Source organism: Streptomyces sp. NBC_00273 (assembly GCF_036178145.1).
GTDB lineage: Bacteria > Actinomycetota > Actinomycetes > Streptomycetales > Streptomycetaceae > Streptomyces.
On sequence record NZ_CP108067.1, the window covers coordinates 3606657 to 3632237 of the forward strand.

At 72.3% G+C, this 25581-nt stretch carries 21 protein-coding genes; 10 read left to right on the forward strand and 11 right to left on the reverse strand.

Features of this window, described 5'->3' with window-relative positions; genetic code table 11:
* Positions 1-52: 52 nt before the first annotated feature.
* The 4 genes from ilvN to OG386_RS15135 all read right to left on the reverse strand — a co-directional run bounded on the left by ilvN (position 53) and on the right by OG386_RS15135 (position 6827).
* Positions 53-577: an acetolactate synthase small subunit gene (gene ilvN / locus OG386_RS15120; RefSeq protein WP_030010002.1), complete on the reverse strand. Its 525-nt coding sequence runs from the start codon at positions 575-577 to the stop codon at positions 53-55.
* Positions 578-608: 31 nt separating this feature from the next.
* A complete protein-coding gene (locus tag OG386_RS15125) occupies positions 609-2495 on the reverse strand; it encodes an acetolactate synthase large subunit (protein ID WP_327383099.1) in 1887 nt (628 codons plus the stop codon).
* Between the two features lie 204 nt (positions 2496-2699).
* A complete protein-coding gene (locus OG386_RS15130) occupies positions 2700-5597 on the reverse strand; it encodes a putative bifunctional diguanylate cyclase/phosphodiesterase (RefSeq protein ID WP_405788798.1) in 2898 nt (965 codons plus the stop codon).
* A 282-nt stretch (positions 5598-5879) separates the two neighbouring features.
* Entirely contained in the window at positions 5880-6827 is a 948-nt protein-coding gene (locus OG386_RS15135) for a 2-hydroxyacid dehydrogenase (RefSeq protein ID WP_328788598.1), read from the reverse strand.
* Between the two features lie 73 nt (positions 6828-6900).
* On the opposite strand from OG386_RS15135, the gene OG386_RS15140 reads away from it, so the two are divergent.
* From OG386_RS15140 to OG386_RS15150, 3 genes are all read left to right on the forward strand, one after another.
* Positions 6901-7908 (forward strand): aldo/keto reductase, encoded by a 1008-nt coding sequence (locus OG386_RS15140; RefSeq protein WP_327383101.1) that lies wholly within the window; start codon positions 6901-6903, stop codon positions 7906-7908.
* A 144-nt stretch (positions 7909-8052) separates the two neighbouring features.
* The gene (locus OG386_RS15145; protein ID WP_328788599.1) at positions 8053-9288 is read left to right on the forward strand and encodes a PQQ-dependent sugar dehydrogenase; all 1236 of its coding nucleotides are present in this window, start codon (positions 8053-8055) and stop codon (positions 9286-9288) included.
* A 33-nt stretch (positions 9289-9321) separates the two neighbouring features.
* Entirely contained in the window at positions 9322-9501 is a 180-nt protein-coding gene (locus OG386_RS15150) for a DUF6191 domain-containing protein (RefSeq protein ID WP_328793258.1), read from the forward strand.
* Here OG386_RS15150 and OG386_RS15155 read toward each other — a convergent pair.
* The 6 genes from OG386_RS15155 to OG386_RS15180 form a co-directional block, all read right to left on the reverse strand.
* A complete protein-coding gene (locus tag OG386_RS15155; protein ID WP_328793259.1) occupies positions 9464-12532 on the reverse strand; it encodes a helix-turn-helix transcriptional regulator in 3069 nt (1022 codons plus the stop codon). The genes OG386_RS15150 and OG386_RS15155 overlap by 38 nt on opposite strands.
* A 59-nt stretch (positions 12533-12591) precedes the next feature.
* Positions 12592-12792 carry a hypothetical protein gene (locus OG386_RS15160; protein ID WP_328788600.1) on the reverse strand — a complete coding sequence of 67 codons (201 nt, stop codon included), beginning with the start codon at positions 12790-12792 and terminating at the stop codon, positions 12592-12594.
* A 166-nt stretch (positions 12793-12958) separates the two neighbouring features.
* Positions 12959-13549, reverse strand: coding sequence for a hypothetical protein (locus OG386_RS15165; RefSeq protein WP_328788601.1), 591 nt, complete (start codon positions 13547-13549; stop codon positions 12959-12961).
* A 121-nt stretch (positions 13550-13670) separates the two neighbouring features.
* A complete protein-coding gene (locus OG386_RS15170; protein ID WP_328788602.1) occupies positions 13671-14225 on the reverse strand; it encodes a GNAT family N-acetyltransferase in 555 nt (184 codons plus the stop codon).
* Between the two features lie 39 nt (positions 14226-14264).
* Positions 14265-16514: an MMPL family transporter gene (locus OG386_RS15175; protein ID WP_328788603.1), complete on the reverse strand. Its 2250-nt coding sequence runs from the start codon at positions 16512-16514 to the stop codon at positions 14265-14267.
* A 181-nt stretch (positions 16515-16695) separates the two neighbouring features.
* The gene (locus OG386_RS15180; protein WP_328788604.1) at positions 16696-17103 is read right to left on the reverse strand and encodes a signal peptidase I; all 408 of its coding nucleotides are present in this window, start codon (positions 17101-17103) and stop codon (positions 16696-16698) included.
* 53 nt (positions 17104-17156) lie between these two features.
* Between OG386_RS15180 and OG386_RS15185 the strand changes: the two genes are divergently transcribed.
* The 3 genes from OG386_RS15185 to OG386_RS15195 all read left to right on the forward strand — a co-directional run bounded on the left by OG386_RS15185 (position 17157) and on the right by OG386_RS15195 (position 19001).
* Positions 17157-17963 (forward strand): GNAT family N-acetyltransferase, encoded by an 807-nt coding sequence (locus OG386_RS15185; protein ID WP_328788605.1) that lies wholly within the window; start codon positions 17157-17159, stop codon positions 17961-17963.
* A gap of 56 nt (positions 17964-18019) precedes the next feature.
* Positions 18020-18520 carry a DinB family protein gene (locus OG386_RS15190; protein WP_328788606.1) on the forward strand — a complete coding sequence of 167 codons (501 nt, stop codon included), beginning with the start codon at positions 18020-18022 and terminating at the stop codon, positions 18518-18520.
* A 208-nt stretch (positions 18521-18728) separates the two neighbouring features.
* Entirely contained in the window at positions 18729-19001 is a 273-nt protein-coding gene (locus OG386_RS15195) for a hypothetical protein (RefSeq protein WP_328788607.1), read from the forward strand.
* An 88-nt stretch (positions 19002-19089) separates the two neighbouring features.
* On the opposite strand, the gene OG386_RS15200 is transcribed toward OG386_RS15195, so the two are convergent.
* Positions 19090-19824: a siderophore-interacting protein gene (locus OG386_RS15200; RefSeq protein ID WP_328788608.1), complete on the reverse strand. Its 735-nt coding sequence runs from the start codon at positions 19822-19824 to the stop codon at positions 19090-19092.
* Positions 19825-20014: 190 nt separating this feature from the next.
* Here OG386_RS15200 and OG386_RS15205 point away from each other — a divergent pair, with 190 nt between their 5' ends.
* From OG386_RS15205 to OG386_RS15220, 4 genes are all read left to right on the forward strand, one after another.
* Positions 20015-22129 (forward strand): penicillin acylase family protein, encoded by a 2115-nt coding sequence (locus OG386_RS15205; RefSeq protein WP_328793260.1) that lies wholly within the window; start codon positions 20015-20017, stop codon positions 22127-22129.
* Positions 22126-22737 carry a GNAT family N-acetyltransferase gene (locus OG386_RS15210; RefSeq protein WP_328788609.1) on the forward strand — a complete coding sequence of 204 codons (612 nt, stop codon included), beginning with the start codon at positions 22126-22128 and terminating at the stop codon, positions 22735-22737. Before OG386_RS15205 ends, OG386_RS15210 begins: the two co-directional genes overlap by 4 nt.
* 253 nt (positions 22738-22990) lie before the next feature.
* Positions 22991-24865, forward strand: a complete 1875-nt coding sequence (locus tag OG386_RS15215; protein ID WP_328788610.1) for a protein kinase domain-containing protein — start codon at positions 22991-22993, stop codon at positions 24863-24865.
* Positions 24866-24909: 44 nt separating this feature from the next.
* Positions 24910-25575 (forward strand): DUF6461 domain-containing protein, encoded by a 666-nt coding sequence (locus OG386_RS15220; RefSeq protein ID WP_328788611.1) that lies wholly within the window; start codon positions 24910-24912, stop codon positions 25573-25575.
* The last annotated feature ends 6 nt before the right edge of the window (positions 25576-25581 follow it).

Consider the following 25581-nt stretch of genomic DNA (forward strand, 5'->3'; position numbering starts at 1 on the left):
AGCAGAGCGTGTCTGACCCGGCTCACGTGTCCGCGGTGCCGGGCCGGGCGGGTCAGGCGCTGCGGTCGAGCGCGCGCAGACTGCGGTCCGTGATGGACCGGCCGCCACGCCCTATGGCGATCGTGCCGGACTGGACGAGCTCCTTGATGCCGAAGGGCTCCAGCATCTTGAGCATCGCGCCGAGCTTGTCGGAGCCGCCGGTGGCCTCGATGGTGACGGCCTCCGGGGAGACGTCGACCGTCTTGGCGCGGAACAGCTGGACGATCTCGACGATCTGCGAACGGGTCTCGTTGTCGGCGCGGACCTTCACCAGGACGAGCTCGCGCTCGATGGCGTTGTGGGACTCCAGCTCGACGATCTTGAGCACGTTGACCAGCTTGTTCAGCTGCTTGGTCACCTGCTCCAGCGGGAGGTCCTCGACGTTGACGACGATGGTGATGCGGGAGATGTCGGGGTGCTCGGTGACACCGACCGCGAGGGAGTCGATGTTGAACCCGCGGCGGGAGAACAGTGCGGCGATCCGGGCGAGGATGCCGGGCGTGTTCTCGACCAGGACGGAGAGCGTGTGCTTGGACATGTGGGGCGTTCTCTCTCTCGGCTCTCTCGGCTCAGTCGTCTTCGTTGTCGCCGAAGTCGGGACGGACGCCCCGGGCTGCCATGACCTCGTCGTTGGAGGTGCCGGCGGCGACCATCGGCCACACCATGGCGTCCTCGTGGACGATGAAGTCGATCACGACGGTACGGTCGTTGATCGCGTTGGCCTCGGCGATGACCTTGTCCAGGTCGGCCGGGTCCTCGCAGCGCAGCGCCACGCAGCCCATGGCCTCCGACAGCTTGACGAAGTCCGGGACGCGCGTGCCCTTGCGGGGCGCGATGGACTCGCCGAGCTGGGAGCCGACCGTGTCGTGACCGGTCTCGTCGGCGTGCAGAACGGTGTTGGAGTACCGCTGGTTGTAGAACAGGGTCTGCCACTGGCGGACCATGCCCAGCGCACCGTTGTTGATGATCGCGACCTTGATCGGGATGTTGTTCAGGGCGCAGGTGACCAGTTCCTGATTGGTCATCTGGAAGCAGCCGTCGCCGTCGATCGCCCAGACCGTGCGCTCGGGCATGCCGACCTTGGCGCCCATCGCGGCCGGGACCGCGTATCCCATGGTTCCGGCGCCGCCGGAGTTCAGCCAGGTGCGGGGCTCCTCGTACTTGACGAAGTGCGAGGCCCACATCTGGTGCTGGCCGACGCCCGCCGCGAAGATCGTGCTCTTCGGCGCCAGCGCGCCGATCCGCTCGATGACCTGCTGCGGGGAGAGGCTGCCGTCGGCGGGCAGGTCGTAGCCCAGCGGGTAGGTCTCGCGCCAGCGGCTGAGGTCGTTCCACCAGGCGGCGTAGTCGCCGGCGTTGCCCTCGGTGTGCTCGGCCTGGACGGCCTGGATCAGGTCCGCGATGACCTCGCGGGCGTCTCCGACGATCGGGACGTCGACCGCGCGGTTCTTGCCGATCTCGGCGGGGTCGATGTCCGCGTGGATGATCTTGGCGAACGGGGCGAAGCTGTCCAGCTTGCCGGTGACGCGGTCGTCGAAGCGGGTGCCGAGGGCGATCAGCAGGTCCGACTTCTGCAGCGCGGTGACACCGGTGACGGAGCCGTGCATGCCCGGCATGCCGACGTGCAGCGGGTGGCTGTCGGGGAAGGAGCCCAGCGCCATCAGGGTGGTGCACACGGGGACGCCGGTCAGCTCGGCGAGGACCTTGAGCTCGGCGGTCGCGCCGGACTTCATGACGCCGCCGCCGACGTACAGGACCGGGCGCTTGGCCTGGCAGATGAGCTTGGCGGCCTCGCGGATCTGCTTGGCGTGCGGCTTGGTGACCGGCCGGTAACCGGGGAGGTCCTGGGAGGGCGGCCACGAGAAGGTGGTCTTCGCCTGCAGGGCGTCCTTGGCGATGTCGACGAGGACGGGGCCCGGACGACCGGTGGCCGCGATGTGGAACGCCTCGGCGATCGTCCTCGGGATGTCTTCGGCCCTGGTGACCAGGAAGTTGTGCTTGGTGATCGGCATGGTGATGCCGACGATGTCCGCCTCCTGGAAGGCGTCGGTACCGATCGCCTTGGAGGAGACCTGCCCGGTGATCGCGACGAGCGGGACGGAGTCCATGTGCGCGTCGGCGATCGGGGTGACGAGGTTCGTGGCGCCCGGTCCGGACGTGGCCATACAGACGCCGACCTTGCCGGTGGCCTGCGCGTAGCCGGTGGCGGCGTGACCGGCCCCCTGCTCGTGACGGACCAGGATGTGACGGACCTTCTTGGAGTCCATCATCGGGTCGTACGCGGGGAGGATGGCGCCGCCCGGAATGCCGAAGACGGTGTCGCACCCCACCTCTTCGAGAGAGCGGATGAGGGACTGCGCGCCCGTGACGTGCTCAACTGCGGCGGACTGCTGTCCGCCGGAACGGGGCCGCGGCTGCGGATGGTGGGCCCCGGTGGCCTGCTCGGTCATCGGCATTCTCTTCTCGAAGCTGAGGGTTTTACGCGGATTCGACTCTGTGCCAGTGCAACAAAAAACCCCTCGTGCCAGGAGGCAAGCGAGGGGAGCGCGTCGGGGGTGTTGAGCGGGGACATGCAGGTCCCAGCTTCAGCCGACGCGCTTTCCAAGTACGAGAATTCGGGTGCGCATGGCATTGACCCTCCCTCTGGCGGGAGGGTGATGTCAAGTAGGTGGGACGGGCGTCTCATTATGTGAGCCTCTAAGGATGGCCATCGAGCCTCCGGGGGATCCGCCGGCCAGTGCGGGGTGGGCCGCTCCGCCCGGTACTGGGAACGTACCGCGCACCAGCGCACGGCGCAGCCTGTACTCGTCGAGCGGGCCGGAAAAAGCCATTCCCTGGCCGTGCGTGCACCCCATCGCGCGCAGCGCCAGGACCTGCTCGGGCAGGTCCACCCCGTCCGCGACGGACCGCATGCCGAGGTCGTTTGCGATCCGCAAGAGACCTGCAGTGATCTTGTGCAGGCGGGCGGACTCGACCACCCCCTCCACCAGGCCCCGGTCCAGCTTGAGCATGTCCACGGGGAGGCGGCGCAGTGCGCTGATGGCCGCGTAGCCGCTGCCGAAGCCGTCCAGGGCGATGCCCACCCCGAGCCGGTGCAGGGCGGCCAGGCGGCGCTCCAGGTCGTCGAAGGGCACTCTGGGGTCGGATACGGCGAGCTCCAGCACGAGGGCCCCGGAAGGCAGCCCGTGCCGGGCCAACAGGGCCTCCACGGAGCCGAGCGGCATGGACCGGTCCAGGAGCCGCTGGGCGGTCATCCGCACGGCCACGGGTACGTCGTGCCCGGCGCGGTGCCGGTCGGCGGCCTGCTCCACGGCCTCCTCCAGCAGCCATCGTCCCAGCTCGGCGGTGCGCGAGGCGTCGTGGCCGGCGGCGCCTGAGCCGCCGCCCCCACCGGTACCGCCCTCGCTGTACTCGGCGACCCGGAGGAACTCCGCCGGGGTGAAGAGGATCCCCTGGGCGGAGCGCCAGCGGGCCTGCGCGGCGACGGCCGACACCTCACCGGTGGCCAGAGAGACCACGGGCTGGTGCAGCAGGGCGAACTCGCCCTCGTGCAGTGCCGTCCGCAGCCGGCCGGCCAGCTCGGCCTTGCGCACGACCTCGGCCTGCATCTGGGGGGCGTACATCTCGACGCGGTCCTTGCCGCCGGCCTTGGCCCGGTACATCGCGAGATCCGCATTGCGCATCAGGTCCGAAGGGGTGATGCCGGGGTCGGCGAAGGCGGCTCCGATGCTCGCCGCGACCCGGACCTCGCTGCCGCCGATCCGGTACGGCTGGGAGAGCGTGGTGCGCAGCCGGTCGGCGATCTCGCGCACCTGATACTCGCGGGCGCTGGGGTCGCGGTTGCCGTCGCCCAGGATCAGTGCGGCGAACTCGTCGCCGCCGAGGCGGGCCGCGGTGTCCCCGGCCCGGACCGAGTCCTGGAGCCTGCGCGCGGCTTCGACGAGCAGTTCGTCGCCGGCCTGGTGGCCGATGGTGTCGTTGACCGCCTTGAAGCCGTCGAGGTCGATGAAGAGCACGGCGGTGCTGTGGTCGCCCGCGCGCCGGCCGGTCAGGGCCTGGCGCACGCGCCGGGTGAACAGGGCCCGGTTGGGCAGGTCGGTCAGCGGATCGTGTTCGGCGCTGTGCTGGAGCTGGGCCTGGAGCCGGACCCGCTCGGTGACGTCCCGGCTGTTGAGGATGAGCCCGCCCTGGTGGCGGTTGACGGTGGACTCCACGTTGAGCCACTCGCCGCCGCCCGATTTGAAGCGGCATTCGATGCGGGTGGTGGGCTCCTCGGTCGGCGGTGCGGCGAGGAAGCGGCGTACCTCGTGGACCACCCGGCCGAGGTCGTCGGGGTGGATCAGGGTGGCGAGCTCGGTGCCGACCAGCTCCTCCGCCTCGCGGCCGTAGACCCCGGCGGCCGCGGGGCTGACGTAGCGCAGGGTTCCGGTGGGCGCGGCGATCATGATGACGTCGCTGGAGCCCTGGACCAGGGAGCGGAAGTGGTTCTCCTTCTGGGCCAGTTCCTGGGTCAGCGCGATGTTGTCGAGGAGCATGATGCCCTGCCGGATGACGAGGGCGAGCACGACGGTGCAGCCGGTGAAGACGACCATCCGGTCCACCTTCCTGCCGTCCACGACGTTGTACAGGATGCCGAGGGTGCACACGGCGGCCGCGAGGTACGGGGTGAGGGCGGGCAGCGAGCCGGTGATCGGGCGGCTGTGCGCCCGGTCCACGCGCGGGCGGGCGGCCGGCTCCGGGCCGGGGTGGAGGCGCCGGGCGCCCCAGGGCGCGTACGCGAGGAGCAGCGAGCCCGCGAACCAGCCTGCGTCGAGCAGCTGTCCGGACTGGTACTCGGCGCTCAGCAGGGGCGAGGTGAACAGGGCGTCGCTGAGCACGGTCAGGGCCAGCGCCGCGATGGCGGTGTTGACGGCGGAGCGGTTGGTCTCGCTGCGCCGGAAGTGCAGGACCAGGACCATCGACACGAGGGCGATGTCCAGGAGCGGGTAAGCGAGGGAGAGCGCGGCGCGCGGGACGCTGCCGGGGGCGCCGGACTGGGCGGTCCGCGCCGCGTGGGCCAGGGCCAGGCTCCAGGAGAGCGTGAGCAGGGAACCGCCGATGAGCCAGGAGTCGAGTCCGAGGCACACCCAGCCGGCGCGGGTGACCGGGCGTTTGGCGAGGACGAGCAGGCCCACGATGGCGGGCGGGGCGAAGCAGAGGAAGGCGAAGTCGGCGAGCGAGGGTTTCGGCACTTCCTCGCCCAGGATCACCTCGTACCAGCCCCAGACCGCGTTGCCGCCGGCCCCCATGAGGGAGGAGAAGGCGAAGAGCAGCCAGGCGGGGCGTTCGCGACTGTCGATCGCCCTCGCGTAGGAGTAGCAGGAGACCGCGGCGAGTAAGCCGGCCGCGCTGAGCCCGAAGTCGCCCATGATCTCGGCGACTTCCTCCGAGCCCCAGTTGAGCGCGGCGCCGACGGCGTACCCGCCGCTGACCACCGCGAGGAGCAGCTGCATCGCCAGGCCCTTGCCTCCGCCCGAGACGGACGGTCGGTTCAGGAGCGCCGCCCCCGGGGGACTCACCGGTCCCCCTCGCCGGCTGGTTCCGGTGCAGCCCAGTCTCGGCAGCGTCGCCTCCGGCGGCCGTGCCGCATCGGATCCTTCGTCCATTGGCCGTACATCGCCCGTCGCCCCCCAAAGTGTCCGATCACTCCCCAGCGCCTGACGTTCGTGGCGCAGCCCCTTCTTCCGGACGATACACCACTTTCGTCACTCAGGGACATAGTCCCTCTACTCTCCGTTACCGATCGGGGAGTTGTGCCCACTCAGAGCATTCGAGTGATTGCGGAGCGTGCGCAACAGGCGTCACTCGGTGATCAACACCGTGTGTTCCACCGGCTCGCCGGCGGCGAACCGGGTGAGTTGGCGGGCCAGCAGGCGCTTGGCCCTCGGCTCGAACGCCGAGCTGCTGCCGCCGACATGAGGGGTGATCAGGACGTTCGGAGCGTGCCAGAGCGGGTGGCCCGCGGGCAGCGGCTCCGGGTCGGTGACGTCGAGTGCCGCGCGCAGCCGACCCGACTCCACCTCCGCCAACAGGGACTTGGTGTCGACGACGGGACCGCGCGCCACGTTCACGAGCAGGGCGCCGTCCTTCATCCGACTGAGGAAGTCGGCGCCGACCAGCCCCCGGGTGGCGTCGGTCAGCGGTGTCACGAGGATCACCACGTCGGCCCGGGGCAGGAGCCCGGGCAGGTCGGCGAGGGTGTGCACGGGCCCGCGTCCGGTGGTCCTGGCCGTACGCGCCACCCGTGCGACCGGGCCGCATTCGAACGCCACCAGCCGGTCCTCGATCGCGGAGCCGATCGATCCGTAGCCGATGATCAGAACCGACTTGTCGGCGAGGGCGTCGTAGAACCCGGAACGCCATTCCTCGCGGTCCTGGCCGCGCACCATGCCCGGGATGCCGCGCAGGGAGGCGAGGGTCAGCGTGAGGGCGAGTTCGGCGGTGCTGGCCGTGTGGACCCCCGCGGCGTTGCACAGCCGAACGCCCGGGCGCAGGTCACCGAGGCGGCCCAGCACGTCGTCGATGCCGGCGGTCAGGGTCTGGACGACCTGGACCGCGGGCATCGCCGCCAGCGGGCGCACGGCGACCTCGGGGGACTTCATGTAGGGCGTCACGTAGAAGACGCAGTCGGCCGGATCGGCCGGGAAGGCGTCCTCGCCGTCCCAGAGGTGGTACCGGAAGGCGTCGGGGAGGCCCTCGATCTCCTCGGCGGGGAACGGGAGCCAGACATCCGGGGTCATTGCAGTCATGATCACGAGGCTATGCCAAGGCATCCGGATCAAGCCGTTAGTTTGATGGCCGGAGCCGGAGGGGGACGCAGGGGTGGAGCGCAGGGCGATCGGGGCGGGGGCGCTGACGGTGGGCGCCGTCGGCCTCGGCTGTATGCCGATGAGCTGGGCGTACGCGCCTTCGCGGCGACGGGGGCAGGAGTCGCTGGCCGCCGTGCACACGGCGCTGGACCTGGGGTCGAACCTGCTGGACACGGCCGACGTGTACGGGCCGTTCACCAATGAGCTGCTGCTCGGGCGGGTGCTGCGGGAGCGGCGGTCCGAGGCGTTCGTCTCGGCCAAGGTGGGACTGCGGGCGGGTGACCAGCACGTGGTCGCCGACGGGCGGCCCGGCTATCTGCGGCGGGCCTGCGACGCCTCGCTGCGGCGGCTGCGGACCGATGTCATAGACCTCTACCAGCTGCACCGGGTGGATCCGGACGTGCCCGTGGAGGAGACCTGGGGGGCCATGGCCGAGCTGGTGGGCGCGGGCAAGGTGCGGGCGCTCGGGTACTGCGCGCTGGGCGCCGGGGCCGGGCCCGGGGCCGGGCGGAGCGGGGACCGGGGGTACCGGACGACCCTGCGGCACCTGGAGCGGCTCCAGCAGGTGTTCCCGGTGAGCGCGGTGCAGGCGGAGCTGTCGGTGTGGTCGCCGCAGGCGGCGTGGCAGCTGCTGCCGTGGTGCGCGGCGCGCGGGGTGGGGTTCCTGGCGGCGATGCCGCTGGGCAGCGGGTTCCTCACGGGGACCCTCACGCCGGGTGAGGGGTTCGAGCCGCAGGACGTGCGGGCCCGGCATCCGCGGTTCACGGCGGAGGCGATGGCGTCGAACCAGGTGCTGCTGGCGGGGCTGCGGCGGGTGGCCCGGCGGCACGGACCCGGAGTGACGGTCGCGCAGGTGGCCCTGGCGTGGGTGCTGGCGCAGGGGCCGCAGGTGGTGCCGGTGCCGGGGGCCGACCGGGCGCCGTGGGCGGCGGAGAACGCGCGGGCGGCGGAGGTCCGGCTGTCGGCCGGGGACCTGGTCGAGATCGCGGCCCTTCCGGTCGAAGTGGGAGCCTGGGACTGATCCGGCACCGGCGGGGGCCGGGGTCGATCCGGGGACGGTCGGACAACCACTCGATCGAGTGTACGAGTGGTGGAACTTCGCGAACTGCCGGAGCTGTTGAGAGGGATGAAGGGCACGATCGGAGGACCGGAAGGGAGCAGGGCGATGCGATACGGAAGTTCTCCCGGGCAGGCGGGATCCGCGGGCGCGGGCGGGCGGAGCCGGGGTGTGGTGGCGGCGCTCGCGCTGGCCGGCTGCGGCGCCCTGCTGGCGGCGGGGTGCTCGCCGGAGGGCGCACCGGGCACGGGGCCGGGCGGCTCCCCACCGAGCACGGCCTCGGCGGGCTCCGGGTCGCCGGGACCGTCGGGGAGCCCGTCCGCGTCGCCGCAGGCCGCCGGCCCACCGGCGAAGGGGACCGTGACGGTGACCGGCGAGGTGGCCAAGGGGCTGGAGTCGCCGTGGGGCGTGGCCCCGCTGCCGGGAGGTGACCTCCTGGTGGCCTCGCGGGACAAGGGGACGATCAGCAGGGTCGCGACGGGTTCGGGCACGGTGACCCAGATCGGCAAGGTGCCGGGGGTGGCACCGGGCGGGGAGGGCGGGCTCCTGGGCCTCGCGCTGTCGCCCACCTTCGCGTCGGACCGGCTGGTGTACGTGTACTTCACGACCGAGTCCGACAACCGCATCGCCCGGCTGCGGTACGACGAACAGAGACCTGCCGGACAGCAACTGGGGGCGCCGGACACGGTGTTCCGGGGCATTCCCAAGGGCCTCATCCACAACGGCGGCCGAATCGCCTTCGGCCCGGACAAGATGCTCTACGCGGGGACGGGTGAGACCGGTGACACCGGGCTCGCCCAGGACAAGAAGTCGCTGGGCGGCAAGATCTTGCGGATGACCCCGGACGGGGATCCGGTGCACGGCAATCCGGAGGCGGATTCCGTCGTCTACTCCTACGGGCACCGCAATGTGCAGGGCCTCGCTTGGGACAAGGACAAGCGGCTGTGGGCGGCCGAGTTCGGCCAGAACACCTGGGACGAGCTGAATCTGATCGAGCCCGGTGCCAACTACGGGTGGCCCGAGGCCGAGGGGAAGGCGGGAAAGCCCGGCTTCCGGGATCCGGTGGCCGTGTGGAAGACCGACGAGGCTTCGCCGAGCGGGATCGCGTGGGCGGAGGGTTCGGTGTGGATGGCCGGGCTCAAGGGCAAGCGGCTGTGGCGGATCCCGCTCGCCGGGACGGAGCTGGTGGCGGAGCCCGAGCCCTTCCTCGAGGGCGAGTACGGGCGGCTGCGGACGGTGGTGCCCCTCGGTGGGGACCGGCTGCTGCTGGTCACCAGCGAGACGGACGGACGCGGGTCCCCGGAAGCGGGCGACGACCGGATCCTCACTCTGACGGTGCATTGACCAGTGACTCCCCCGCAGGGGACGAAGGGGGCGGTGTTCAACATGTTCGAAGAGCTGTTCAACCCGGGACGCAAGCACACGGACGAGGAGAAGAAGCGGCTGGAGCTGTCCCGGACCGACGTCAGTGACAACGATCCGGGACGGGGTCCGATAGACCTCGACTCCGGCAGGGTGCTCATACGCCTGGACGAGCAGCCTCCGGACGGGGGCTGACCGGGGCCGGCGCGGCGAAGAGATGCAGCCTATGAGCGAGGGCGGCCGCCTCGCCACGGCCGGTAACGCCTAGCTTCGCCAGGATGTTCGAGACGTGCACGCTCGCCGTCTTCGGTGAGATGAAGAGCTCCTCGGCGATCTTCCGATTGGTGCTGCCGGCCGCCACCAGGCGCAGTACGTCCCGCTCGCGGCTGGTCAGCCCGAGCGCCTCGACCGGATCGGTCTCCGGAACCTGCGTGGCGGCGGCGCTGTCGGCGTCGGTCAGGGGGAGGCGGGCGCGCTGGGCCAGCAGGGCCAGGTCCTCGCGCAGGGTGCGTGAGCCGATCCGCTCGGCGGTGGCGTAGGCCTCGCGGAGCAGGGCGGCCGCGGGCTCCCGGTCACCGGCGGCCAGCAGGGCCTCCGCGAGCCGGTGGCAGGCCCTGGCCAGCAGGTACGGGCGCTCCAGCGGGCGGATGGCCTTCTCGACGGCGGTCCAGTCGGCGAGGGTGTCCCGGGCCTCGGCCCGGAGCAGCTCGGCCCGGACGTACTCGGCGTGGGCGGTCCACACCGGGACCGGGGTGGCGAGCGGGCGGGCGGCGGTGCGCAGCACGTCTAGGGCCGCGTCCCGGCCGGCCTCCGCGGCCGGAAGCCCCCGGGCGTCCGCTTCCGCGGTGGCCGCGGCGAGCAGCAGCGGCCAGGCGTAGCGGTGATGCCCGAGCGGGAATCCGTAGGCGACGGCAGCGGATGCCTCGGTGCGGACGTCGGCGATCCGGCCCTCCGCCGCAGCCACGCCGATCGCGAGGCGGTAGAGCGGGATCCGCTGCTGGGGCTGGGGCCGGTTTCCGTGGCTGCCGAAGTGGACGTGGGCGGCGGCCAGCTGGTGAGCGGCTTCGGTCAACTCGCCGCGGGCCAGCGCCAGGTGGGCCAGTCGTGTGGCGGCGCAGCCGCGCGGGGCCGCGCTCTGGCCGACGAGCAGGGCACGCCGGGCCGCTTCGGCGGCCTCGTCCCAGCGGCCGAGGCTGTAGAGGCTCTCGGCCTTGTTCCCGCAGACCCAACCCTCGCTGTCCATGAGCCGGGATCTGCGGACCAGTTCGGCCCCCTGTTCGGCCAGTTCCACGGCTTCGCGGGACCGGCCCAGACTTTCCAACTGAGAGGTGAGATTGATATGCGCACGCCCTGCCAGCACGGTGAGCCCCAGTTCCGTGGCCCGTTCCCGGACCGCGTGCATCTCGGCGAGACCGCCCGGAGCGTCTCCGGAGTCGGTGAGCAGAGCTCCGACCGTGATCCTGGCGTTGAGCTCGGTCTCCTCGGCGCCGACCATCCGCGCGTACTCGACGGCGCGTTCGGCGGCGGCGAGGTTGCCGGGGCCCGGCTTGTGGAACATGCCCCAGCTCGCGGCCCGGACCAGGACCTCGGCGTGCACCTGGGACGGGGGCAGCCCGCGGACGAGGTCCTGCGCCTTGGCTATCTCCTCCCAGCCGTCGCCTCGCCCGAGGCCGGCGATCAGCCGGGAGCGCTCGGTCCAGAACCAGGCGGCCCGCAGCGGGTCGCGGTCGTCCTCCAGCAGGCGCAGCGCCGTCTTCGTGATCTTCAGGGCGCGGTCGCGCTCGCCGCCGTAGCGCGCCGCCACGGTGGCCTCGGCCAGCAGGTCGAGCCGCCGGAGCGCGGTGGTGGCCGGGTCGCAGCCGCACGGAGGGTACACCTCGGTGTAGTCCGCCGGGCGGAGCGCCTCGATGATGCCCTCCGGGGCGCTGTCCCACAGGTCCATGGCCCGTTCCAGCAGGCGCAGTTGCTCCGAGTAGGCGTGCCGGCGGCGGGCCACCACGGAGGCGGCGAGTACGGCGGGCAGCGCCTTGGCGGGATCGTTCGCGTGGAACCAGTAACTGGCCAGCCGGATGACCCGCTCCTCGACCCGGACGAGCGACCCGTCGGCCTCCATCGCCTCGGCGTAGCGGCGGTTGACGCGGGCCCGTTCCCCGGGCAGCAGGTCGTCGCTGACGGCCTCGCGCACCAGGGAGTGCCGGAAGCGGTAGCCGTCGCCGTCGGGGGTGGCGAGCAGGATGTTGGCCCCGACGGCGGCTCGCAGCGCTTCGATCAGCTCGTCCTCGGTGAGCCCGGCGACGGCGCGCAGCAGCGGGTACTCCACGGTGGAGCCGCCCTCCGCGACGATGCGCACCAACCGCTGGGTCTCGTCGGGGAGCACCTCGACACGGACGAGGAGCAGGTCGCGCAGGGATTCGGTGAGTCCGGTGCGGCAGCCGCTCTCCCTGGAGGCGACGAGTTCCTCGACGAAGAAGGCGTTGCCGTCCGACCGGTCGAAGACGGAGTCCACGAAGTCCTCGTCGGGCTGTGCGGCGAGGATGCCGGTGAGCTGGCGGCGTACTTCGGCCCGGTTGAAGCGGGACAGCTCGACGCGGTGGACGGTGCGGAGCCGGTCGAGTTCGGCGAGGAGCGGGCGCAGCGGGTGACGCCGGTGCACGTCGTCCGCACGGTAGGTGGCGACGATGACGAGCCGGCCGCTGGTGAGGGTGCGGAAGAGGTAGGAGAGCAGGTGCCGGGTGGAGGTGTCCGCCCAGTGCAGGTCCTCCAGGACGAGGACGACGGTGCGGTCGGCGGCGAGGCGCTCCAGCATCCGGGCCGTCAACTCGAAGAGCCGGGCGGTGCTCTCCTCGTCGTGCGGGCCGCGCGGGGTGTCGCCGAGTTCGGGGAGGATGCGGGCGAGTTCGTCCTCCTGGCCGGCGGCAGCAGCGGCCAGTTCCCCGGGCAGCAGCCGGTGCAGGGTGCGCAGGGCCGTCGAGAACGGGGCGAAGGGAAGGCCCTCCGCCCCGATCTCCACACAGCCTCCGACGGCGACGACCGCGCCGCGGCGGTCCGCCTCGCAGAGGAACTCCTCGGTGAGGCGGGTCTTGCCGACTCCGGCCTCTCCCCCGATGAGCATCGCCTGCGGTTCCTGCCCGGCGGCCCGGGTCAATGCGTCGGTGAGTACGGCCAGTTCATCGGCTCGGCCGACGAACACCGGGCTGACAGATCTGGTCTCCACGCCGCCGAGCATCGCACAGACGTCCTGCTCGGCGGCACTCGCCGCCGGTGCGCTCCTCATCACGTGTCAGGTCACGCGGTGCGCGGCGCGGAGCGGGCGGCACGGGCCGAGCGGGTGAACCGGCTCCGGAACGTTCTCACCCGCCTCCGGTGTTCCTGGCCCGGCAAGGAGGCGCGGTGCGCCCGCCGCGCCGCCCGGGCCGTGCGGTACTCGGCGGCCTCACGGATGAGGTCGGCGCTGCGGGCGGCGGTGGCGATCTCGTACTCGTACATCTCTGCTCCCTGGTCGCGTTGCTCGGGCACCTCGTTCGGTGTGATCCAAGATTCGCGCCCCAGGGGGTACCGGCACATCGGTCGCATGCCGCATCTGCCGGGGGCAGGGGGCCTTAGTCCGGGGCCGGGGAGCCCCGGGCCGGTCCGTGCGGACCTAAGGAACTGCCTAGGCGCCGGCTCCGGCCGCCTTGGGAATGGCGAGGAGGAGGTCGAAGTACATGAGGACGAAGAGCAGTACGCCGAGGGCACCCAGTCCGATGCCCGCCCAGGAGACGGACCGTACCCAGGTGGGGAGGGTGCGCTCGGGGCTGCTGAAGGCGGGGAGGGCCAGCACGAAGGTGGCGATGATCAGGGCGAGGGCGGAGAAGATGCCGTTCACCATCGCGGTGGCGTGCCACGGGTCGACGAACTGGGCGGCGATCTGCGCGTTGGCGTCGGCGGCCTGGGTCAGCTCCAGCCGGGCGGCGACGCTCGCACGCTCGGACACGATGCCCGCGACCCAGCTACCACTGAGGGCGACGACACCGAGGCCCGCGGCGACGATCGCGAAGGCCGCGGACCCGACCTGGCTCGGCTCCCCGTCCTCGGCCTGGTCGTCGGCGAACGCCTCGTCGTCCAGGTCCGTGTCGGTGACCTCGTCGGTGACCGCGGAGTCGGCTTCGACCTCGGCCGGCTGGGGGGTCTCGGCCTTGACCAGGTCAGCCGGGGTGGTGTCCGCCTCGGCGGCGTTCGGGGCGGGGGTCTTCGTGGTGTCCATGCGGGGCACCGTAGGCGCCCTGTCTGAGAGTTTTCTGAGAATCCGCTGGTTCCGGCCGTGGTGGGCCCCGCGGCCGGCGGAACCCGTGTGCGGGCCCGCCCGGAGGGGGCCCGGAGCGGGCTCAGGCGGACCGGGTCCCGGCCCACTCGTGGGAGAGGATCGACCAGACCTCGGTGTCCTGGCGGACTCCGCGGTGGAGGTAGTTCTCCCGCATGACGCCGTCGCGGGTCATCCCGAGGCGCGCGGCCACGGCGAGGCTCTTCTTGTTGCCGGAGGCCGCGTGCCACTCGACGCGGTGCATGCCGCGCTCGCCGAAGGCGTAGTCGATCAGGACCTGGCAGGCCTTGGTGACCAGGCCGCGGCCGGCCGCGTCGGGCTCCAGCCAGCAGCCGATCTCGCAGTTGCCGTAGTGCGCCTCGAACGTCCGGAAGAGGACCCCGCCCACCAGGGTGCCGTCAAGCCGGATGCCGAAGAACCGGGCGCCGTCCTCCCCCGCCGTCGCCGCGTACTTGGCGAGCAGGGCCCGGGCGGAGTCGAGGTCCGTGGTCCGGTCCGGGAAGCCGACGTACTGCCCGATGAATTCGCGTCCGCGCTCGATGTGCGCGAAGAACTCCTGGGCGTGCCGGGCCTCCAGCGGGAACATCTGGGCGTCTTCGGCCAGGTCTATCGAGAACATGCTCGGTCTTCCTTGGGTCTCGGGCGGCGGGTGGCCGGATCACCGGGAGGTGGTGGCGGACTCGGCGCTGTCCTCGCTCGTGGCGAGGTCCTCGGCGGGCCGCTGCTTCGGAAGTCTTGCATGCGGGCGGTGTTCGGGGGGCTCGATGCTGATCCGGGGCAGGCGCCGGTCGAGCCAGGCGGGCAGCCACCAGTTGGCCCCACCGAGCATGTGCATCAGGGCCGGGACGAGGAGGGTGCGCAGCACGAAGGCGTCGAGGGCCACGGCCGCGGCGAGCGCGATGCCGAACATCGCGATGATCCGGTCGCCGCTGAGCACGAAGGCCAGGAAGACGGAGATCATGATGACGGCCGCCGAGTTGATGACCCGGCTGGTCTCGGCGAGGCCCACGCGCACGGCCCGCCGGTTGTCGCCTGTCTCCAGCCACTCCTCGTACATCCGGCTGACGAGGAAGACCTGATAGTCCATCGACAGTCCGAAGAGGACGGACACCATGATCACGGGCAGGAAGGGTTCGATGGGGCCGGCACTGCCCAGACCCAGCAGCTCGCTGCCCCAGCCCCACTGGAAGATCGCGACCACGACGCCGAAGGAAGAGGCGACGGCGGCGACGTTCATGGCCGCCGCCTTGAGCGGGATGCCGATGGACCGGAAGGCCAGCAGCAGGAGCACGCAGCCGAGGGCGATGACCACGCCCACGAAGAGCGGCAGCTTCCCGATGATGACCTCGGCGAAGTCGTCGTAGGCGGCCGTCACACCGCCGACGTGGACCTCCATGGAGTTGCCGTGCCCGGCGGCCGGGATGACGTCCTGGCGGAGCCTGTCGACGAGGTCGCTCGTGGCCCGGGACTGCGGGGCGGAGTCCGGTACGACGGTCAGTACGGCGGTGTCGCCGCTGCGGTTGAGGACGGCGGGGCCGGTGGAGGCGACGCCCTCGGTCGTGCGCAGTGCCTGCGCCAGCTGGTCCACGGCGAGCCGGTCGCCGGCGCCGTCCAGCCGGGCGACGACGGTGAGCGGACCGTTGGTTCCGGGGCCGAAGCCCTCCGCCAGCAGGTCGTAGGCCTGCCGGGTGGTGGAGGTGGCCGGATTGTTGCCCTGGTCGGACGTGCCCAGATGGAGGAAGAGGGTGGGCAGGGCCAGCACCAGCATGACCGCGGTGGCGACGGCCCCCAGCAGCTTGGGGTGCCGCTCGACGAAGACGGACCAGCGGACGGCGAAGCCGGAGGTCTGCTCGGGGCGCGGCCCCTCGGCGGCGAGCTTGCGGCGCTCGCGGCGCGAGAGGGCGCGCATGCCTATGTACGAGAGGAGGGCGGGCAGCAGGGTGACCGAGGCGGCGACCGTCAGGACCACCGTCACGGAGGCGGCTATCGCGACGCCGTTCAGGAAGTTCAGCCGCAGCACCAGCATGCCGAGCAGTGCGATGCAGACGGTGGCACCGGCGAAGACGACGGCCCGGCCGGTGGTGGCGACGGCGTTCGCTGCCGCCTCCTCGACCGTGCTGCCCCGCGCCAGGCCCTTGCGGTGCCGGGTGACGATGAACAGCGCGTAGTCGATGCCCACGCCGAGGCCGATGAGGGTGCCGAGCATCGGGGCGAAGTCGGCGACCGGCATCGCGTGGCCGAGCAGGGTGATGCCGAAGTAGGCGGTGCCCACGCTGACCAGGGCGGTCGCGATGGGCAGCAGGCTCGCGGCGAGCGAGCCGAAGGCGAGGAAGAGGACCAGGGCCGCGACGGCGACACCGATGACCTCGGCGAGGTGCGCGGTGGGGGCCTCGGTGAGCTGGATGGCGCGGCCGCCCAGTTCGACCTGGAGACCGCCGGCCTCGGTGGTGGGGTTCTTCGCCGCGTCGACGACCGCCCTGGCCTGGGCCTTGGGTACGGAGTCGGCATGCTGGTCGAAGGTCACCACTGCGTAGGCGGTGCGCCCGTCGGGGCTGATCCGGGCAGCGCTCTCGGGGGCGGGGCCGTAGGGTCCGGCGACCGATCCGACGCCGGGGAGCCCGGCGACGGCCTCCAGTGCCGCGGTCATGCGCTGCTCGATGTCCGGGGTGCGGACGTTCTGCCGGTCCGGGGCCCGCCACACGATGGTGTCGGTGTCGCCGCCCTGGCCGTGGAATGCCTCGCGCAGGAGGGCGTTCGCCTTGCCGGACTCGGTGCCGGGGACCTCGTAGTCGTTGGAGAACGCCGACCCGGTGGTCACTGCGGCCGCCGCGGTCCCGCCGAACGCGAGCAGCCAGATCAGGACGGCGAGGAGGCGGTGGCGCATGCACCAGCGTGCGATTACAGCCAACGGACGTGCTCCCTGGTGGTTCGGATCTTTACCGGGAGGCAGCCCGTCGCAAAGAACGCATGAACGCGTGAAGGCCCGGCCGAAGGGCCCGGGGGATCACCACGGGAAGGCTCGGCGCAGAGGGTCTACACCCTCCACGATCTCAGCGTTTCGTGATCGTTGGCCCCTTTCGTGTGCATCGTCACAGTGCGGGGGACCCGGCCTCCAGCTGGGTTTCGGGCTCGTCCACCCGGTAGCCCGGGATCGAGGGCCACCGGACGGTGAGGACGACGGCGTCCTCCTCCGCGTACCAGGAGTGGTCGACGCCGCGCCCCCAGAGCACGTAGTCCCCCTGCTCGGCGAGGACGACGGTGCGACCGGGGAACTCCAGCCGGAAGCGTCCGCTGATCAGCACCAGCAGTGCGGTGCGCTTCTCGGCGGTCGCCCACCGCTCCCGCTCGTCGCCCTTCGGGTGGACACCCCATTTGATCTCCACGTCCTGGCTGTGGCGGGGATCGGAGGGGTCCTTGAAGTGGCCGAGGAGCCAGCCGCGGTCGGCGGCGGCGTCGGGGGTGGCCTTACCGGTGTAGATGGTGGAGTCGTGGTTCACCAGGTGAGGCTAATGCAGTTGTGGCGCCCGCCCGACACTGGTGAGCTGGGACGATGACGATCGATCTTGATGAACTGATGAAGGTGCGCGCCCGCTTCGATGCCGAGGTGCGCGAGGGTGCGCAGGCGGACGCCCCGCCGGCCAGCGTGGAGCGGGCGGGCGCCGTCGTACGGCACGTCGCGCCCGCGCTCGGGTGGAACGGCGTGCTCTGGTCGGACCTCGACGAGGGGACGGCGGACGCGGAGATCGCGGCGCAAGTGGCGTTCTTCGCGGGGCGCGGCTGTCCGGAGTTCGAGTGGAAACTGTACGACTACGACCGGCCCGCCGACCTCGGGGACCGGCTGCGGGCGGCGGGCTTCGTGCCGGAGCCGCCCGAGACCCTGATGGTGGGCCTGTCGTCCGAGCTCGCGAAGCTGCCGGTGGAGCCGCCGGAGGGGATCACCCTGCGGGTGGTGACGGACGAGGAGGGCGTCGACCTGATGATGCGGGTCCACGCCGGAGCCTTCGGGACGGAGCGGCCGCGGATCCGGGAGCAGCTGCTCAGCAAGCTGCGGGAGGAACCGGAGACGATCGCCGCAGTGCTCGCGATGGCGGGCGAGACCCCGGTGAGCGCGGCCCGGATGGAGATGCGGCCGGGGCTGGCCTTCGCGGGCCTCTGGGGCGGCGGCACGATCCCCGAGTGGCGCGGCCGGGGCATCTACCGCCTGCTGGTCGCCCACCGCGCCCGCCTGGCGGCGGAGCTCGGCATCACCTACCTGCAGGTGGACGCGTCGGACGACAGCCGCCCGATCCTGGAGCGGCTCGGCTTCGGGATCCTGGGCGTGACGGTGCCGTACATGTGGACCGGTGCCACCTCGTAGAGCGGGGGCGGGACCGGCCCTATGCCGGCCCGGGAGCAGCAGGCAAGATCACTGCCATGGAACGCATCAGCCCGCCCCTGACCGGGGACGAACGCGAGACCCTCCGGACCTTCCTCGACTACCACCGGGCCACCCTCGCCTGGAAGTGCGAAGGCCTCGGCGACGAGCAGCTGCGCCGCGCCTCGATGCCCCCCTCCACGCTGTCCCTGCTGGGGCTGGTCCGGCACATGGCCGAGGTCGAAAGGCACTGGTTCCGCCGTGTCCTCGACGGCCAGGACCTCCCGCACCTGTGGTCGGACACCCACGACTTCCAGGCCGCCTACGACGCCTCGGGATCCAGCCGCGCGGAGGCGTTCACCGCCTGGCAGGAGGAGATCGCGCACGCCCGCCGGATCGAGGCCGCGGCCGGGTCCCTGGACGTGACGGCGTACGTGCCGAGCTGGGAGGAGGAGGCCTCGCTGCGTCTGGTGATGCTCCACCTCATCCACGAGTACGCCCGCCACAACGGCCACGCCGACTTCCTCCGCGAGGGGATCGACGGCACCACCGGCGCCTGACCGGGGGAAAGGCTCCTGCGGGTGCGTGCGGCAGGAGCCTGCTCTAGCGTCGGACGGAGGAGGGGATTCCCTGCCGAGCCGGTCCGGGCCGGGGACCCGGGCCCCTGTGGCCGGAACCCGGCCGCGTGAGCTCGGCGCTTTTCCTGCGCGGATCCGGCACCTCTCGGGTACCGGGCCGCGCGACGATCCCGGAGAGCAGGTGCGTCCCATGCGCACGTCGGCCCGTATCGCAGGTGTCCTCAGCGGCCTGACCCTCGTACTCGGTGGTGCGGCCTTCGCGGCACCCGCCGCCCACGCGGACGTCTCGGCATGCATCAACCAGGTCGAGCGGGAGCTGCAGGGCGGCGAGGCCCCGGAGTCCGTCCGGTCGGCGTGTTCCGCCGGGTACTCCGGTGAGCAGGAGCAGTGCGTGAGCGGGCTGACCAAGGGCGGTGTGACCAACGGGACCGCGGTGAGCGCCTGCAAGGCGTCCGCCCAGTAGCCGGCCCGACCACCTCCCCGGCCCGACCGCCTCTGCGGCCCGTCCGCTCCACCGCGTGCCGGACGGGCCGGCAGGCCCGCAGGCCGCCTCAGGCTCCCGGCCGCCAGTAGCCCAGCGCGTTCACCCGGTGCTTGGGCAGCGCGAGTTCCTTGCGCAGGTACGCCGTCAGGGCGCGCGTCGTCACCGTGTCGCAGGCCAGCCAGACGTACGCCGCCTCCGGGTCCCCGACCAGTTCGGGAAGGTCGGTGCGCACCCGGTCGACCAGGTCCGTACCGCTGCGCCGCACCCGGCGGATGTCGTGCCGGCCCGGCTCCACCCGCATCGGCAGCCGCTCGTCCGAGTCGTGCTGCGTCTCGAACCAGATGGTCGCCGGGGTCTTCGGGTACGTGTCCAGCAGCGAGTTGATCGCCGGGAGGGACGCGGAGTCCCCGATGACGAGCAGCCGCTCCGGGGCCGGCGCCGGGGCCGTGAATCCGGTGCCCTGGACGGTGGCCTCGACCGTGTCGCCCGGCTTGGCGCCGCGCGCCCAGGCACTGGCGACCCCGTCGTGCAGGGCGAACTCGAAGCTGAAGGTGCCCGCTTGCGGATCCGGGTCCACCAGCGTGTACGCCCGCTGGTGCGGCTTGCCGGCGCCCTGGAACCAGACGCGCACCCACATCGTCGGGTGCAGCGATCCACCGGCGGCCGCGAGCAGCCCGCCGTCCGTGAAGCTCACGCGGCGGTAGTTCTCCGTGAGGTCTTCCGTTCCCGTAACCGTGAACGTGAAGTCCTTGCCCCGCATGAGCTTGAGGACCACGCCCTCCCAGCCCTTGCCGACAGCCATGTCCAACCCCTCCCCTGACACCCCTATAGTTAGGTCAGCCTAACCTAAACGCACGTCGGGGAAGAGTGTGAGCAGCGTGAGCAGTGCCAGCAGCGAGAGCGGCGACGCCCGGTCGTACGGAACGAACCGGAGCGAGCCCCCCGTAGACGTCCCCGCGGACGCCCCCGTGGACACACCCGTCGACACCTCTGTGGAGACCCCGGAATCCTACGGCGTCCACCGCGACCGGTGGGGCATCCCCCACCTCCGCGCCTCCGACGAACTCCGGCTCGTCCATGCCCAGGGCCGCGTCACCGCCTTCGACCGCGCCTGGCAGTTGGAGGTCGAAAGGCACCGCTCCGAGGGCTCCAGCGCCTCCTTCCTCGGCGCGGACGCCGTCACCTGGGACCGCTTCGCCCGCCAGTCCCGGCTGGCCGACACGGCCCGCCGCTGCTACGAGGCCATGGAGGCCGGCGACCCCGACACCGCCGCCTGGGTGCGCGCGTACGTGGACGGGGTCAACGAAGGGCTCGCCGCCGGCGCCGCCCGTGACGAACGCTTCGCGCGCACGGGCCTGGCCCCCACCCCCTGGGAGCCGTGGGTCCCGCTGGCCATCTGGATCGCCACGCACATCCTGTTCGCCGGTTTCGCCACCAAGCTGTGGCGCGAGCGCGTGGCCCGCGCCCTCGGCGACGAGGCGGTCACCCTCTTCGCCACCGACGGCCCCGGCACCGCCGGCAGCAACGGCTGGCTGGTGCCCGGCGACCGCACCACCACCGGCTCGGCGATCATCGCCGGCGACCCGCACCGCTTCATCGAGGACCCGGGCGTCTACCAGCAGATACGCCTCGCCTGCCCCGACTACGACGTGCTGGGCCTCGCCGTCCCCGGCGTCCCCGGCCTCGGCCACTTCGGGCACACCGGCACCGCCGCCTGGGCGATCACCAACGCGATGTCCGACTACCAGGACCTGTACGTCGAGCAGTTGCGCCGCGACGACGACGGCGCCGTGGAGGCCCTCGGCGCGGACGGCGCCTGGGAGCCCGTCTCCCGCCACACCGAGACCATCACCGTGGCCGACGGCGACGACGTCGAGGTGGAGGTCCTGGAGACCCCCCGCGGCCCCGTGATCATCCACGCCGACGGCGACCTCGGCGCCGACCCCGATGCCGAGGCGCACGCCGACGGCAGCGCCCAGACCCTCTCCCTGCGCTACCCGCCGCGGGTCCGCCTCGACCTCGGCTTCGCCGCCCTCCCCGCGCTGCTGCGCGCCCGCACCGTCGCCGACATCGACCGCGCCTTCGACGGCTGGGCCGAGCCGGTCAACGTCGTCCACGCCGCCGACTCCGAGGGCGGGCTGCTGCACCGCGTCGCGGGCGCCGTACCCCTGCGCCACCGCACCAACCGGCTGCGCCCCGTGCCCGCCTGGGAACCGCAGCACGCCTGGCAGGGCTGGGCCCCGACCCCGGCGGAGCCGGTGCAGGGCTTCGCCGTGATGGCGAACGCGCGCGGAATCGCCTCCCCGCTCGGCGTGGAGTTCGCACCCCCGCACCGCGCCGACCGCATCCGCGAGCTGCTCAGCGGCTCCGCGGACTGGTCCCCGAGGGCGATGGCCGACGTACACCGGGACACGCACCTGGCCTCGGCCGCGCCCCTGCTCGCCCTGCTGACCGGCTTCGAGGACCTTTCGCCGGCGGCGCAGGCCCTGCGGACCCGGCTGCTGGCCTGGGACCGGCACATGGCGGCCGACAGCACCGACGCCACCGTCTTCTCGGCCTTCCGCAGCGCGACCGTACGCCGCTTCGCCGCCGACCCCGTCTTCGAGGGGCTGTGGGGGGCGCCCACCGGCCCGGCGGTCTTCCACCCGTGGCTGTACCTGGTCCCGCGGATCGGCTACGCCCTCGAGGGCCTGCTCACCACCTCCCTCGTCCCCGGCCTCGACCGTGCGGGGCACGTCCGGGCCGCGCTGGAGGAGACGGCCGCGGCCGAGACCCCCGACACCCCCTGGTCGGAGGTGCACCGCCTCACCCCCTGGCAGGCCGTGCCCGACCTGGAGGTCACGGACTGGCCCGGCCTCGGCGGCGACCACGACTGCGTGAACGCCACCTCCACCGTCCCCGGCTTCACCGACCTCACCGCCCGCGCATCGGCGGCCCGTTACGTCTGGGACCTCGCCCGCCGCGAGGACAGCCTCTGGGCGGTCCCGCTGGGCGCGGACGGCGTCACCGGCTCGCCCCACCACCGCGACCAGCTGCCCCTGTGGGCACGGTGCGAACTCGTCCCCGTCGTCACCGACTGGGCCCAGCTCACCAAGGAATCGATATGACCTCCGCCACCTCCCTCAGGCAGCCCGTGCACACCCAGGTCGTCGAGGGCTTCGGCACCGTCGCCATCACGCCCGTCGACCCGGCGGCCGACTCCGCGCTGATCCACAGCTGGGTCACGCAGGAGCGGGCCCGCTTCTGGGGCATGGGCGAGGCCAGCCGCGAACTGGTCCAGGAGATCTACGAGGACGTCGACCGCCGCACCACCCACCACGCCTTCATGGTGAGCCGGGACGGTGAGCCGGTCGCGCTGTTCCAGACGTACGACTGCGCCGAGGACCGGGTCAGCGAGTGCTACGACGTCCAGCCCGGGGACGTCGGCGTGCACCTGCTGATCGGCCCGACCACGGGCGCGGCCGAGCACGGCTTCACCGGCTCCCTGATGACCGCCTTCATCGCGTTCGTGTTCTCCGACGACGCCGCGCGGCGCGTGGTCGTCGAACCGGACGCCCGCAACGCCAAGGCCATCTCCCTCATGGAACGCACCGGCTTCGTGCTCGGACCGCAGATCGCGCTCCCGGAGATCGACTTGCCCGAGGTCTACCTCCCGGCCAAGCCGGCACAGCTGGCCTTCCTCACCGCTCCGGGGGCCGTGCCGGCGGCAGGCTGACCGGAATTGCCCCTTCCACCGGGCGCCCGGCGAACGACGGCCGCCCACGGGGCGGTTGCGGGAGCCGGGCGCCCGGCGGCACGTCCGGGCACCGTCGTTCGCCACCGGTCGCCGACGGCCGGCCGAGGGCCGGCACCGGGCCTGCCGGCCCGTGGAAGGGTGAACCCCGAGGGGGATTCCCCATTCCGATTGACCTCGTGCGCTTCCCGGCTGGAAGCTGATGCCCTCTCAAAGCGCGCTGAGGTGGGGGACATTGACCAGTCAGAACCTGCACATCGGTCCGGACGCGGCGGCCGACCGGTACCGTCTGCTCCGCTCGATCGGACGCGGTGGGGAGGCCGTGCTCTATCTCGCGGAGATCGAACTCGCCGGCGGATCCGAACCCGTGGTCGTCAAAGTGCTCGACTCCAAGACGACCATCACGCCGGACGTCTTCGACCGGATCAGCCAGAAGTGGAACGAGCAGGCCGAGCTGCTGCGGTTCGTCCACCGGCCCGGTGTCGTGGGCGTGCGCGAGCACTTCGAGGGACCGCCCATCCACCGGCCCGGGGAGTCCTCGACCCTGAGCGGGCGGGCGCTCGTCCTCGTCATGAACCACGTGGACGGGCTCGACCTGCGGGACTGGCGGGCCGAGCGGACGCTGGCCAGCGCCGCCGAGCGGCGCGAGGTGATGCGCACGCTGGAGCAGCTGGCCGACGTCCTGGACTGGCTGCACTCGGGGAAGGCCACCCCGTCCGGGCGCCAGGTCATCCACGGCGACCTCTCCCCCGGCAACGTGATGGTCGATGCGCACGGGCAGGCCACCCTGGTGGACTTCGGCCTCAGCAAGCTGACCGCCGACCACCAGACGGCCGAGGTCTGGTTCACCCCGGGCTACGCGGCGCCCGAGGTCTTCGACGGCAAGCGGACCCCGGGCACGGACCGGTACGCCTTCGGGGCGATCGCGTACTTCCTGCTGAGCGGGGAGTCCCCGCCGGCCACGCCGGAGCAGCTGGCGCAGGCGCTGACCGCGCTGCCGCAGATCGCCGTGCTGGACGCCGAGCAGCGGGCGCGGATCACCGCGATCTACTCGGCCGACCCGGGGAAGCGGCCGGTGAACCTGGCCGGCTGGATGAAGGACATCCGTCATGCGGTGGTGTCCACGACCACCGCGACCTCGCAGCGGGCCGCCCAGGAGGCTCCGCCCAGGCCGGCCGCCCCGCCACCGCCCGTGGTCCCGCCGCAGCCCGTCACCGCGCCGTCGGTGGCGGCGCCGCCCCCGTACGCGCCCACGGCGCAACCCGTGCAGCCCGAGCCGGCCACGGCCGCGGCCCCTGAACCCGCGCCCGCGCCCGCGCCCGTACCGCAACCCGAGCCGGTTCCGGTGCAGGCCCAGGTGCCCGCCGGGTACGGGCCCACGTACAACCTGACCCCGGCTCCCGCTCCCGTCCCCGAGCCGCCGCGTCCCGCCAAGAAGCGGCGGACCGGGCTGATCCTCGGCTCGGTGGCCGCAGTGCTGGTACTGGCCTCCCTCGCCGTCGTCGGCGTACGGCTCCTGGGTGACAAGGACAAGGAGAACGCCGCGGGGGGCGAGAAGCCCGGCGGTACGAGCGCACCCCAGGCGCCGGCGTCGGCCTCCTCGCCGTCGGCGCGGGCGACCGAGACCGAATCCGCCGACCCCACGCCCTCCGAGCCCTCTCCCGGGGGATCCGCCGGTCCGGAAGCCTCGTCGAGCCCCGGAACGCCGGGTTCGGTGAAGGACAGCAACGTGGCCGATCTGACCGTGCTGTCGTCGGTCGGAGCGGTCCGGCACTTCGAGGTGGGCTCCGCCAAGCTGAACACGAAGGAATACGGAGCCGCCCTCCTCGGCAGCTGCTACTACGGCGCGACGATCGAGTACGACGTGAACCGCGCCTGGTCCACGCTGGAGTTCACCGTGGGCGTCGACGACGGCTCGACCATGGAACAGGCCCGCGTGACCATCTCCGTGGACGACAAGCCCGCCCTCTTCTCCGAGGCGGTCCACCTGGGCAAGCCGGTCACCAAGTCCCTGGACATCAAGGGGGCCCTGCGCCTGCGCCTGAAGGTGGAGGAGGGCTGCCGCAACAGCGGCAACGCCGTCATCGCCGCCCCGGTCCTCAAGCGCTGAGCGGGCGGCCCCCGTTGTCAGTGGCGCCGGGCAGGATGGCCCTCATGACAGACGGAACGACCTGGCTCGCCGAACCCCAGTCGATCGCGTTCGGGGGCTACTACGTGGTGCTGGCCCGCGGGCTCGCTCCGGACGAACTCGTGGGCCGGCTCGTGGAGTCCGTGAACGGCTGGTCGTGCAAGGCCGTGGCGGTCGGGGACCGCACCGGGGACGGCCTCCTGGAGTTCATGGACGACACGTACGGCGGCTGCTGCGTGGAGATCGGCCTGCGCCTCGGCCGCGCCGGGGACTGGACGTACGCGGTCGCGTACGGCGGCTGGCAGGGCGAGTTCGGCTCCCTGACCCCCCTCTCGCGAGACGGCGCGCACATCTGCGTCCTGCAGTTCGAGGAGGAGAACGGCAAGCCGGTCCCGCCGCAGTTCGAGTACGCGCACGACGGCCGCCTCCTGAGCGCCTGCAATCTGTACCTGGACGGCTCGTGGGGCTCCGAGGAAGTCGAGGGCGACCCCGCGACGGCGCTGCGCCTGCAGGAGCTGCTGACCGCCGCCGGGCTCCCGGACGAGGAGCTGGACGACCGGGAGGTGCACCGGACCGCGCTGGGGGTCATCGAGCGGTTCTTCGGGCTCTCGCTGCCGGAAGAAGCGATCGTGCACGGCACCCTGCCGGCCGTCGTACTGGAATCGGGGTTCCCGAAGCCGGCCCGGGACTGATCCGGC

Excerpts from the sequence above, each read along its gene's own strand:
- ilvN (WP_030010002.1), bottom strand. The coding sequence starts at position 577 with ATGTCCAAGCACACGCTCTCCGTCCTGGTCGAGAACACGCCCGGCATC.
- OG386_RS15125 (WP_327383099.1), bottom strand. The coding sequence starts at position 2,495 with ATGCCGATGACCGAGCAGGCCACCGGGGCCCACCATCCGCAGCCGCGG.
- OG386_RS15135 (WP_328788598.1), bottom strand. The coding sequence starts at position 6,827 with ATGACTGCAATGACCCCGGATGTCTGGCTCCCGTTCCCCGCCGAGGAG.
- OG386_RS15145 (WP_328788599.1), top strand. The coding sequence starts at position 8,053 with ATGCGATACGGAAGTTCTCCCGGGCAGGCGGGATCCGCGGGCGCGGGC.
- OG386_RS15155 (WP_328793259.1), bottom strand. The coding sequence starts at position 12,532 with ATGCTCGGCGGCGTGGAGACCAGATCTGTCAGCCCGGTGTTCGTCGGC.
- OG386_RS15160 (WP_328788600.1), bottom strand. The coding sequence starts at position 12,792 with ATGTACGAGTACGAGATCGCCACCGCCGCCCGCAGCGCCGACCTCATC.
- OG386_RS15165 (WP_328788601.1), bottom strand. The coding sequence starts at position 13,549 with ATGGACACCACGAAGACCCCCGCCCCGAACGCCGCCGAGGCGGACACC.
- OG386_RS15170 (WP_328788602.1), bottom strand. The coding sequence starts at position 14,225 with ATGTTCTCGATAGACCTGGCCGAAGACGCCCAGATGTTCCCGCTGGAG.
- OG386_RS15185 (WP_328788605.1), top strand. The coding sequence starts at position 17,157 with ATGACGATCGATCTTGATGAACTGATGAAGGTGCGCGCCCGCTTCGAT.
- OG386_RS15190 (WP_328788606.1), top strand. The coding sequence starts at position 18,020 with ATGGAACGCATCAGCCCGCCCCTGACCGGGGACGAACGCGAGACCCTC.
- OG386_RS15195 (WP_328788607.1), top strand. The coding sequence starts at position 18,729 with ATGCGCACGTCGGCCCGTATCGCAGGTGTCCTCAGCGGCCTGACCCTC.
- OG386_RS15200 (WP_328788608.1), bottom strand. The coding sequence starts at position 19,824 with ATGGCTGTCGGCAAGGGCTGGGAGGGCGTGGTCCTCAAGCTCATGCGG.
- OG386_RS15210 (WP_328788609.1), top strand. The coding sequence starts at position 22,126 with ATGACCTCCGCCACCTCCCTCAGGCAGCCCGTGCACACCCAGGTCGTC.
- OG386_RS15220 (WP_328788611.1), top strand. The coding sequence starts at position 24,910 with ATGACAGACGGAACGACCTGGCTCGCCGAACCCCAGTCGATCGCGTTC.